Source organism: Thermococcus sp. (genome assembly GCF_027023865.1).
GTDB lineage: Archaea > Methanobacteriota_B > Thermococci > Thermococcales > Thermococcaceae > Thermococcus.
Genome location: NZ_JALVUC010000019.1, coordinates 179,842 through 190,929, shown reverse-complemented (window position 1 = coordinate 190,929; position 11,088 = coordinate 179,842). Strand labels below are relative to the sequence as shown.

Here is an 11,088-nt window from a genome sequence, read left to right as displayed (position 1 = left end):
ACTTCGAAGGAAAAGCTTTAAATACTTGTATATATCACGCTGTAGTGACCACCCATTAGGGGGGGCGAATGCGACGGAAAATAGTGTGGTTTATAGCCCTGTTGTTGGTTGGAGCCATGCTCCAAGGAGTGAGTGCCACCAGCTACGGCAAGCAAGGTGGGGTCCACACGTACACCGTGTCCGTGAACGGCCAAAAGATTCCAGTAACTGTAAGGAACGGAATGGTTCACATCCCCAACACACCGGGGATGGACAGGAAGGAGGTTTTCATGGCGGTAAACAGGTATTTCTCACTCAGGCACCAACTTGCCCCGGGACCTGTTGCATTCAAGGGCACCGTTTCTGCCAACAGTGAAACCGCAAGTCAATGGTCTGGGCCAGACTCTGACTATGAACAGAGAAAGGCCTTTAGTATACCCCATCAGGGCGATGTTTACATTTCTGCGTACGCATCGTTAAGCATCGAAAAAGACGAGTTTTCCTCAGTAACGGTGGGAGGCTACTCGTCGGCAGCCTGTTGGATTCAGCCGTACGATTACTGGTGGTCCCAGAGCTATCCAGCAGAGAAAATAACCTTGGGGGTTGGGTTGACGTTTGTTGCCCTTAGCGGTTCTGTCTATATCTCAGCCCCACCAGGGGTAGGTTTTACCACGACTTCCAGTAGTGCCGACTACAGTGGAACCGTTTACAACACCGACTATGCTGGAGTAGACTTTGACAACATAGAAGCAACTGCAACTCTTGGCATATGGAAAATAGGAGACAGCACTTCAGGTTCCTTCTATTTTGGGGCGGCCGGGTACTATACATACTACATTGAAAATGCCAATATCCTCAAGAGTAGGGAGTGATGAAACATGAAAAAATTTCTTTTTTCTTCCTTTTTAGTCGTGGTTCTGTTGTTGGGGATATACTGGGAGGTGTACTCTAATGGAGTAAACGGTGGGGGAATGGTCAAACTAACCACGAGCAAAACTGATGGAATTCAGCTTAGCTGTACTCCCATGCACGTTAACATCTCCGCGTTTCTTGGCCAAGAATGGATTACTTACATGTCCAAGAGACTCCATCTCAGCGAATGTCCAATGGGTGGTTTTACTGATATCGATGATACTATAACTCCAGACATTATTTCAACGTATTATTTTGTGTCGGCACTTAAGGCTATCAATCAACCCCGTACAATAAAGCTCAGACTGTAAACTGGCTTCACGAGAATGAGAACAACCTTTTTGAAAACACAACCGAGAGTTTTGACAAAAATTTAGTCCCTAAGTTCTGGATAGTTTACTATGGAGTTATGACACTTTCAATGTTAAACTCCTCCCCTAAAAATCCAGAAAAAATCACGGAGTTCATATTAAATCTGAAACAGAAAAATGGCTCTTTCATGTATCAGAGCATGGATCTCACACCTCAATCCGTTGAGATTTTACATGTCCTCGGTTATAATCTGAGCAGTCTCAAGAGCACCAAGGAATATTGTCTGGAGAAATTTCAGAACCTAACGCCACTGGAGGAGTACGGGGGACTCCAGCTGATGGGTTTTCTATTTAATTTTATTGAAGATACTAAGTGCCTGAATATAATGGGGGTTAACTATACCAAAACGCAAGAGTACCGGGATGACGCTTCCTTTATTGACAACGTCTCCAAAAACGTTGGGGAGATAATTAAAAGTAGGCCGCCACTCTTTATAGTGGCCAAACTCACCCAGCTACTCCGTGAGTATGATCTCTTAAATGGCAACATTTCAAGGGAGATCTACAACTATGTTATCTCTCAGGAGTTACCTGATGGAGGATTTAACCTCTTTGGGAAGGACTACGGGGAATTCCAGGGAACTTATTATGCTGTAAAGACGATTGCATTACTCGGTAAAAGACCGGACAAGAAGACAATAGAATTTATACACAGCTGGGAGAGCCCCCTTGGGGGCTTTGCTTTTCCATCTCAAAACTCATGTGGTTCCATATCCACTTATCAGGGAGTTTATGTTGCCGAAAAAACTGGGATACCAATTAATAAAACTCGATTGGGGAAGTACTTAAAATATGCCCTTTGGAACAGATGGCCCTACAGCCAGGATAACCCAACGGCTTTGTATGCAGTCTATCTCACATACAAAGAACTGAATCTCACTATTGATCCAAACGACATGGAATATCTAAAAAATGAAACAGCTAAACTTATGGAACTTTATCTAGCCCACAAGAGGAAAGATCTCTTAATGGACACAGGATGGGTGTTCCTTGTAAAACTTGGAAATTCAATAGGAGTTAGGTTGGGTTCAAAAACAAAAGCAGAGTTGATTAACGAAATCTTCTCCCTGAGACATGCCAATGGAACATTTGGACCACTATCAAACAACACGGCAGTAGTTCTTTACCGGACGGAGAACGCAGTACTACTGCTCCATGCATTGGGCTACAATTACACGAATGAAACGACCGCTAAGTTCATACTCAGTATGGAGCATGATGGGGGCTGGGGTGGCCCCGATCTCTACAATACTCGCGGAGCGGTGAGGGCACTAGCTTACATGGGTTACTGCCCGAAGGATGTTCAGAGTTTGATAAGCTTCGTTCGCTCTTTAAAGTACAAATACGGGGGCTTCTTATACTATAAGGGTGACAAAGGTTATGGTAGTTTACAGGCAACATATTATGCCCTCAGAATCTTAGAGCTAATTGGGGCTGTTAATTGAATAGTCCCCACTTGGGGCACCTTTATAAATGCCTCCCCTCTTCTTTCCTCTGGTGAGAGAAATGGAAGAGTGGTTTGTTTGTCCCGAGTGCGGTAGCGATGACGTTGAAGTCATCAAGGAGAGGGGAAGGGAGCTTACCCTTAAGTGCAACGAATGCGGTAACGTCTGGCATGTAACATTACCGAAGCTTGTTAAGGTTCCGCTCATAGTCAGTAAACACGAGAGGAGTTTCAAGACCTTCGCCGAACTCCCAGAAGGGGAGGAAATAAAGGTCGGCGACATAGTGGAAACCGAAGGGGATGAAGTTAGAATAACGGGGATAGAACTTGAAGGGGAGAAACGCGTTGAGAGGGGCAGAATAGGTGAAATCAAAACCCTCTGGGGTGAGAGTCTGACCTATCCAAAGGTCATAAAGGTGTCGATATACCTCTCGAAAGGCCTCACGCAGGCCTTTAAGGTTAAGGTTCCTAGGAATGAGGAGTTCGTCGTTGGAGAAGTCATTGAGGTTGATGGTTACACCTTCAAGGTCGAGAAGATAAAGACCGAGAGGAAGATGATCCACCACGGAAAGGCGAAGGCCAACGAGATCATCGCTCTGATGGGCCATCAGATACCACGTGCGAGAGCTAGGAGAAACCTCGAAATATACCACGGCTACGCTAAAGAGTCAAAGTGAAGTTGATAACCGACAAGCCTCAATATGATGAGGTTTTTCCTTCTATTTATCCCACCGCCCCGCTGGGGATGACGAGTTTGGCTGCTTCCGATATCGAAACCCTTTTAAATTCTCTCCAAGAACTCAGCACGCAAAATTCGATGAACGATGAGGATTCCGGAGGGATGAAGAATGGCTAAGCCAGGTTATGTCAGGTTTGAGGTTCCGCAGGAGCTTGCTGAAAAGGCCCTTGAGGCCATTGAGCTTGCCCGCGACACCGGGAGAGTAAGGAAGGGTACCAACGAGACGACCAAGGCCGTTGAGAGGGGCCAGGCCAAGCTCGTTGTCATAGCTGAGGATGTTGACCCAGAGGAGATAGTTGCCCACCTCCCACCGCTGTGTGAGGAGAAGGAGATACCATACATATACGTCCCGAGCAAGAAGGAGCTTGGCGCTGCCGCCGGGCTTGAGGTTCCCTCGGCCAGCGTTGCCATAGCCGAACCCGGCAAGGGGCGCGAACTCGTTGATGACATCGCCATGAAGGTCAGGGAGCTCCTCAAGTGAGCTCCTTCTCATCCTTCACTGAGGTTGATCACCGAGAGGTAGCTTTTAAGGGGTGTAAGAAATGAGCGATGATGGATACCCGGCAGAGGTTATTGAGATCATTGCAAGGGCCGGCGTCACAGGTGGCGTTACCCAGGTTAAGGTTCGCGTTCTCGAGGGGCGCGATAAGGGCCGCGTCATCAGGAGAAATATCAAAGGGCCGGTCCGCGTCGGTGACATAGTCATACTCAGGGAGACCGAGCGTGAGGCCAGAGAAATCAGAAGGAGGCGTTGAAATGGCTCGCTGGAACGTCTGCTCCTACTGCGGAAAGGAGTTCGAGCCGGGAACCGGCAAGATGTACGTCAGGAACGACGGCAGAGTCCTGTTCTTCTGCTCCGGCAAGTGCGAGAAGCTCTACTTCATGGTTAGAAATCCGAGAAAACTCAAGTGGACCAAGGCCTTCGAGGAGGCCCGCCTTCAGAGGGCCAAGAGAAGGAAGTGATTTCCTTCTTTTCTTAGTAATTTTAGTTCAATGAATATTCCCGTCATTCCTTAATTTCGAGAGAGCGAAAGAGTTAAATACTATGACGTCGTTTCTTTAGACGACAACCCGTTGGGGGGGTCGGATGCGTCAAAAGGTGGTATGGTTTATACTCGGAGTTCTGGTTGGGAGCCTTTTTGTTGTTTCAGCGTATCCAACGAACCGGAGTGTCCAGTACAGCATCCCAGCAATACAGAAGATTGCTGGAAACAACTATACTGCCTACGTTCTCTACTCCAAGAACGGCCTGCCGTTAAGCCCAGAGTTCCTGAAACAGACAATTCCCAAGCTCGTTGAGAAAAGCGCCCCAAACGCCAAGTGGCATGTATATGCCGCTCCAGAACTGCCAAAAGGCTCAGTCATAACGGGCTACGGAATAAAGGTAACCAAGAATTGAAGGGTTGATATTCTGATCACGGCAACGAGCAGGAACACCCCCATACTACCAGACAAAATTAGAAGTGAGCTTTTGGAGTGGAACAAAAGGGCACCGAAGTTCAAGCCCGACGTAATCCCCAAGGAGAAGATCGGCGTTCCCAGGGGATGGGAAGTTAAAACCGTGGACAGCAACGGCAACGTGAAGGTTTACAGCGGCGAGAGTTCGCCGTACTGGAAGCCTCTAGGGGATGTAACAATAAGAGTGAACGATGCACCCTATGGAAATATCTATGCACTAGCTACTGTGTATGGACTTAAAGACGATAATAATCCCAACAGGGAATACTTCTTGGTTGCCCCACCTAAAAGTGCACCTGCCGAAGGCAGATACGAGATCGATCCCGGGTGCGGGTTAAAAGAGGTAGAAGGGAACACCAATTATAGGGATTATGTAGCATACTCAGCAAAGATCATTCACAATTGGAACATTGACCCCTCCTTGAATCCGGAACTAATGATAGCTGATCCCGTAAGACATCAAAATGGTCACACTACCGTTCAAATTACCTTTGGATACCCTATCCCTGCAGTTACGTTTACTTCAACAATTCCAAATTTCGAGATGCTCCCAGCTGTGGATAGATCAACCCAAATAGCAACATGGCTCTTAAAGTTTGATACAAATTCGTTAGATGCAGAGTATTCATTCAAAACAGACGTAGCCTCCGAGACCAGTATTAGTCAGAGTGTTCTCCACAACGGTCAGTGGCATGCCATTGTGAACGTAAAGTTTCAGGCGGCTTTTCGTGAAGCAGGAGACGTCCTCGACTTGTGGGGAACTCACACCACTTGGGGTGCAGTTACATTTTATGTCAAAGTCGGGTGAGCTTTTATTTCTCTCTACATTTTCTCCTCTTTTCGATAGTTTCAGTGGGTTTCTCTAGAGCCCGGATTTCCAAAAAACCTATTAACTTCCCCTTCCATCTCAAAGTGGTGTTGCCAATGGTGGAGAAGCACATAGAAAGAACCCTTGTTATCCTCAAGCCGGACGCGGTTGTTAGGGGTTTAATAGGCGAAATAATTTCTAGATTTGAGAAGCGCGGGCTTAAGATCGTCGGGATGAAGATGCTCTGGATAACCCGGGAGCTGGCTCAGAAGCACTATGCGGAGCACAAAGGCAAACCGTTCTTCGAGGGCCTGATAGACTACATCACCAAGGCCCCAAGCGTTGTTATGGTCGTTGAAGGACGCTACGCGATAAGTGTGGTCAGAAAGATGGCCGGTGCTACCGACCCAAAGGACGCCGAACCCGGGAGTATACGCGGTGACTACGGCCTCGACATAGGCGATTCCATTTACAACGTCGTCCACGCCAGCGACAGCCCCGAGAGTGCCGAGAGGGAGATAAACCTGTACTTCAAGCCCGAGGAGCTCTTTGAGTATTGTAAAGCAGCTGACTGGTTCTATCACACCCACGCGAAGGCAAAGAAGGAGTACATGGATAAAATGAACTGTCTGGAACGTTGAGTTTTTTCCTTTGCTTTTTACTGTGGTTTTGCAGGTTTTGCGACTTCTAAGTCTTCCTCGCTTTTAATTGCCGAACCTTTTAAAAGCCCCCACATGAGTTAGGGTCAGGGGTGAGGAAAATGGTGGAGAAGATTAGGCAGCCCATCATCGCGGTTCTCGGACATGTGGATCACGGCAAAACTACTTTACTTGACCGTATTAGAAATACTAACGTAGCACGTAAAGAGGCCGGCGGAATAACCCAGCACATAGGTGCTACCGAGGTCCCGATAGAGACCGTTAGAACCTTAGCAGGCCCGCTCATCAAGCTCTGGAAGGGCGAGATAAAGCTCCCTGGATTGCTCTTTATAGACACCCCAGGCCATGAGGCCTTCACCAGCCTGCGTGCTCGCGGTGGGAGTTTGGCCGACCTTGCGGTCCTCATTATAGACACCAACGAGGGCTTCCAGCCGCAGACGATAGAGAGCATCGAGATACTCAGGAAGAACAGGACGCCGTTCATTGTGGCAGCAAACAAGATAGATAGGATAAAGGGCTGGAAGGTTGAGGAGGACGAACCCTTCTTAGTGAACATCAAGAAGCAGGACCAGAGGGCGCAAGGGGAGCTTGAGACGAGGCTCTGGGAGCTGATAGGAAAGTTCTACGAGATGGGTTTCCAGGCGAATAGGTTTGACAGGGTTCAGGACTTCACAAGAGAGCTGGCCATAGTCCCGATTTCAGCCAAGTACGGAGTGGGTGTTCCAGAGCTTCTCGTTCTCATCGCCGGCCTGAGTCAGAAGTATCTCGAGGAGAAGCTTAAGACAGAGGTAGAGGGCCCTGCGCGTGGTACAATCCTCGAGGTTCGCGAGGAACTCGGCCTCGGGACTACCATCGATGTCATAGTCTACGACGGAACGCTGAGAAAGGACGACACCATAGTCGTCGGCGGAAAGGACAAAGCTATAGTGACAAAAATTCGCGCTTTACTCAAACCCAAGCCCCTCGACGAGATACGCGATCCAAGGTTCCGCTTCGACCAGGTGGATGAGGTTGTTGCCGCGGCGGGTATAAAGATAGCTGCACCCGGTCTCGAGGAAGCATTGGCAGGCTCACCAGCAATAGCGGCCCGCTCGTATGAGGGACTTGAGAAAGCGAAGCAGGAAATCCTGAGCCAGATAAGGAGTGTTGTCATAAGTGCCGGAAAGGTCGGCATCATCGTCAAGGCCGACACCCTCGGCGCTCTTGAGGCTCTGAGCAAGGAGCTGGGAGAGAAGAACATCCCAATAAGGAAGGCCGACATCGGGAACATCAGCAAGACCGACGTCATGGAAGCTTTGAGCGTTCACGAGGAGGAAGAGAAGTACGGCGTCGTCCTCGGCTTCAACGTGAAGGTCAATGAGGACGCCGAAGAGGTGGCGAAAGCCAAGGGCATACCCATCTTCACCGGCAACATCATCTACAAGCTCATAGAGGACTATGAGGCATGGATCCTAGCAAAAGAGGAAGAGAAGAAGCGCGATTTACTAAAGAACGTCACATTCCCTGGCGTTATAAGGCTCTATCCCGACGAGCGCTACGTCTTCAGGAGGAGCAAGCCGGCAATAGTTGGCGTTGAAGTCCTTGAGGGGAGAATACGACCCGGCGTAGTTCTCATCAAGCAGAACGGGGAGAAAGCTGGCGTCATAAAGTCCATCAAGAGCAAGAGCGACTTCGTTCAGGAGGCCAAGAAGGGTGACGCCGTTGCGGTGGCAATCGAGGGTGCGATGGTAGGCAGGCACATCCACCCCGGAGAGACGCTCTACGTTGACGTAAGCAAGAACGACGTCATCCTGCTCGCCAAGCAGCTCAAGAACGAGCTTGATGAGACAGACATAAAGGCCCTCAAAATGACGGCCAAGGTGAAGGCCCAGAAGGATCCCTTCTGGAAGGCTGTGTGAGGGGGCTAAAAGCGCCCCCCAACCCAGTTCTTTAATTCAAGAATCCACTCGAAGTACGTTCTGAGAGACGTTGTAAATGCCTCCCATTTAAGGAGTTCATTGAGGGCAACACCCATAACGACCGCCGCGGGGGGAACCAGCGCGGTCGTGTAGAAAGTGAACTGTGTCGTTCCTCCGAGGGCATACTGGAGGAGGAAGAACAGCACAGTGAACCAGAAGACCCCGAACGGCTCAAGGATTCCTCTCCTCCTCTTGTAGAGCCACGGGAGGGCGAGGATAAAGACTATCATCGAGAGCAAAAGCACAGGATCGGTCTGGGCGAATACGTTGGGGTTGAAGTGGAGTGGGAAGGGGTTCTTGTCAATGAACCACCACCAGACCGGTGAGGAAACAGGGCTTCCACCCTTGTTGGAGAGCTGCCAGCTGAAGCTCCCTAGGAACTGGTTCAGCCACTCAAAGGGTCCGATGGCTACCATCGCGGGTATGTTCGGTATGAGAAAGCCCGTTATCGGGAGAAGGAAGGCGACCGCAAGGAACCTCGGAAGGCTCTTCTCCTGTTTAAATGCCCTGATGAAGAGGACAGGCCAACCAAAGCCCCCGCTCAGCTTTGTCGCACTGGCAAGACCGACGGCAAAGGCGGCCCAGCGGTCTCTGTCATAGGCCAAGAGAAAGACGAAGAGAGCAACAAAGAGGGCAACGTACATGTCAAGCATGGCAACGAACGACATGGCATCGAGCGTCGGATCCGCCACCGTGAAGACGAGTGCTATCAGGGCAGCCAGATAACTACCGCTTATCCTGTAGGCCGCGAGGGCAACAAGGGGCTGGAGAAGAACGAAGGCGATTATGCTTGGAATGCGCCAGTTTATTGGTTTATCCCCAAAGAGCATCGCCGTCATTATGAAATCCTTGCCCAAGAACGGGTGCTCTGTGTTGAGGTAGTTCTGGATGTTTTCCTTGTCGGGATACCAGAAACCGGGAACGACGTAGTAAGAGCCGTTTGGAAGGGTCTCCGCAAGGGCCTTCAAGAACGGCTTAAAGTTTCCAGGTGGGATCTCAAAGTAGAGGCCAGGGAAGTTGTAGTAAGTCATCTCGTAGGTGGCGTTGTACTCAAACGCTATCTCCCCCACTGTGTAGGCATACTCCGCCTGATCACTCTCGTTCGCGAAGATTATGTTGACACCCCTGGAACCTGTTGTCGAGTTAACGTAAGTGAGGTCGACACCGAGCCTGTGGAGGACGTTCCTGCTCGCGGGGACGTACCAGACTTCATCACTGACGTAGTTGTGAAAAACGGGCCTCGAGGCGAAGCTGTAGAGATACCAGAAGGAGCCTACCATAGAGGCTATGAGTATGAGCACAAAGGCGGTTTTCTTCCAGTCCATTTTATCACCCTAACGAAATTGCGGGCAACATTTTTAAGACTCTCCCCTTAAGGCGAAAACATGCTCGAGGACATCACCGAGGAGAAAATCGGAGAGGCCACTGAATTCATAAGGCGTGGCTTTGATGAGAAGAAGCTCCGTGCAAAACTCGGTGAGAACTGGGAGAGTATAGCCGAGATAGCGAAGGCGAGGATTAAGGCCAAGAACAAGTTCTCGCGCGACGACCTCTGGATGGATTTAGAAGGTCTCCGCTACGCCACACACGAGATTGTTGCAAGGTACCGCGCCAAGCGCCTTAAGGAGTTTGGAGTTGGGAGCATCGCCGACGTCTCCTGTGGTATTGGGATCCAGCTCATATTCTACGCGATGGAGGTTGAGAGGGCGTATGGAATCGACATCGACCCCCTCAAGGTTGAGTTCGCACGGAGAAATGCGAAAAAATATGGCGTCTCGAACATCAAATTCATAAACGCAGACTCGCTCTCGCCCGAGACAGTTGAGGGGATCGATGCTGAGGTGATCTTCTCCGACCCTGCTCGGCCTCCAGAGATGCCGGAGCGTAAGCTTGAAGACCTGCTCCCAAGTCCGCTGAGAGTCTATGAGACCTATTCCAGGAAGACTGACGCCTTCATTTTTGACCTGCCGCCGCAGATAAGGCGCAGGAGGGTTCCATGGAGGGGAGAGTTTGAGTACATTGACCTCTTTGGTGCCCTGAACAGGCTGACATTCTACACAGAGCCCCTTGCAGAGGCCGAGAGAAGCGCGATTATCCTCCCAGCAGAGGAAAGGGTTGAAAGCGACCCAAACCTTAAGAACATCGTGGAGTGGACTGACGAGCCTGGTGAATACCTCTACGAGATACCACAGGCCGTTGACTACGCAGATTTAATAAACGAGCTGTTCCATTTGCTCCCCGTTGAGGTTAGGATGCTGCTCCGCGAAAAGAGGCGCGTTTTAGCGACCGGAGATGAGGAGATAAAGAGCTCCTATCTTAAGAGAACATATCATGTTGCCGGAATCGTCCCGTTCCACCCCATTAGGATAAACGACTTCCTGAAAAAGGAAGGATTTGGAAGGGCGACGCTGAGGGTTAGCGTGCCAGACAGCCAGTACTGGAGGTTCAGAAAGCGCGTGGAAGCGAATCTGAACGGTGATAAAAGGGCCTTTGTCTTCCAGCTGGGGGGAAGGGCAATAATTGGAGAGGGGTTATAACTCATCTATTTTCGCGTTCCTTATCCGCTTTGAGCCAATGTGAAGCCCCCTGAAGTAGTTGACGTACTCCTCCGGCAGAAAGGACTCGAGGCTGGTTGACTTGAGGCGTTTTTTCCTTTTATGGGATGGTTCCTTAGGCTTCACTTTGTTCGTCGTATTTTTCAGGTACTCGTCGAGTTTTCTGTCCATCGGTCCACCGAGAATGGTATCCACAGGGGCTATA

General features: G+C 49.8%; 14 protein-coding genes. 12 read left to right on the top strand and 2 right to left on the bottom strand.

The features are described from left to right. Positions 1-68 precede the first annotated feature (68 nt). The 11 genes from MV421_RS06615 to infB all read left to right on the top strand — a co-directional run bounded on the left by MV421_RS06615 (position 69) and on the right by infB (position 8,268). On the top strand, positions 69-851 hold the full coding sequence (locus MV421_RS06615; RefSeq protein WP_297419175.1) for a hypothetical protein: 783 nt from the start codon (positions 69-71) through the stop codon (positions 849-851). Between the two features lie 51 nt (positions 852-902). Next, the gene (locus MV421_RS06610; protein WP_297419172.1) at positions 903-1,202 is read left to right on the top strand and encodes a hypothetical protein; all 300 of its coding nucleotides are present in this window, start codon (positions 903-905) and stop codon (positions 1,200-1,202) included. A gap of 98 nt (positions 1,203-1,300) precedes the next feature. Beyond that, complete coding sequence (locus MV421_RS06605) at positions 1,301-2,707, top strand: hypothetical protein (RefSeq protein WP_297504151.1); 1,407 nt, start codon at positions 1,301-1,303, stop codon at positions 2,705-2,707. A gap of 61 nt (positions 2,708-2,768) precedes the next feature. After that, positions 2,769-3,383 carry an HVO_0476 family zinc finger protein gene (locus tag MV421_RS06600; protein WP_297419322.1) on the top strand — a complete coding sequence of 205 codons (615 nt, stop codon included), beginning with the start codon at positions 2,769-2,771 and terminating at the stop codon, positions 3,381-3,383. 171 nt (positions 3,384-3,554) lie between these two features. Next, positions 3,555-3,926, top strand: coding sequence for a 50S ribosomal protein L7Ae (rpl7ae, locus tag MV421_RS06595; protein WP_297419163.1), 372 nt, complete (start codon positions 3,555-3,557; stop codon positions 3,924-3,926). Between the two features lie 61 nt (positions 3,927-3,987). Then, complete coding sequence (locus MV421_RS06590) at positions 3,988-4,200, top strand: 30S ribosomal protein S28e (RefSeq protein WP_297419160.1); 213 nt, start codon at positions 3,988-3,990, stop codon at positions 4,198-4,200. Position 4,201: 1 nt separating this feature from the next. Further along, entirely contained in the window at positions 4,202-4,408 is a 207-nt protein-coding gene (locus tag MV421_RS06585; RefSeq protein WP_297504148.1) for a 50S ribosomal protein L24e, read from the top strand. A gap of 124 nt (positions 4,409-4,532) precedes the next feature. After that, positions 4,533-4,844, top strand: coding sequence for a hypothetical protein (locus tag MV421_RS06580; protein ID WP_297419157.1), 312 nt, complete (start codon positions 4,533-4,535; stop codon positions 4,842-4,844). Between the two features lie 72 nt (positions 4,845-4,916). Continuing rightward, positions 4,917-5,711, top strand: a complete 795-nt coding sequence (locus MV421_RS06575; RefSeq protein WP_297419154.1) for a hypothetical protein — start codon at positions 4,917-4,919, stop codon at positions 5,709-5,711. Positions 5,712-5,827: 116 nt separating this feature from the next. Next, positions 5,828-6,352 carry a nucleoside-diphosphate kinase gene (gene ndk / locus MV421_RS06570; RefSeq protein WP_297419319.1) on the top strand — a complete coding sequence of 175 codons (525 nt, stop codon included), beginning with the start codon at positions 5,828-5,830 and terminating at the stop codon, positions 6,350-6,352. 122 nt (positions 6,353-6,474) lie between these two features. After that, the gene (infB, locus tag MV421_RS06565; RefSeq protein WP_297419316.1) at positions 6,475-8,268 is read left to right on the top strand and encodes a translation initiation factor IF-2; all 1,794 of its coding nucleotides are present in this window, start codon (positions 6,475-6,477) and stop codon (positions 8,266-8,268) included. Between the two features lie 5 nt (positions 8,269-8,273). Here the strand turns inward: infB and MV421_RS06560 are convergent, their stop codons facing one another. Beyond that, on the bottom strand, positions 8,274-9,653 hold the full coding sequence (locus MV421_RS06560; RefSeq protein ID WP_297419151.1) for a dolichyl-phosphate-mannose--protein mannosyltransferase: 1,380 nt from the start codon (positions 9,651-9,653) through the stop codon (positions 8,274-8,276). A 60-nt stretch (positions 9,654-9,713) separates the two neighbouring features. Between MV421_RS06560 and MV421_RS06555 the strand changes: the two genes are divergently transcribed. After that, positions 9,714-10,865 (top strand): methyltransferase domain-containing protein, encoded by a 1,152-nt coding sequence (locus MV421_RS06555; protein WP_297419148.1) that lies wholly within the window; start codon positions 9,714-9,716, stop codon positions 10,863-10,865. On the opposite strand, the gene MV421_RS06550 is transcribed toward MV421_RS06555, so the two are convergent. Continuing rightward, positions 10,860-11,054, bottom strand: coding sequence for a PCNA-inhibitor (locus MV421_RS06550; protein WP_297419313.1), 195 nt, complete (start codon positions 11,052-11,054; stop codon positions 10,860-10,862). The genes MV421_RS06555 and MV421_RS06550 overlap by 6 nt on opposite strands. Positions 11,055-11,088 lie beyond the last annotated feature (34 nt).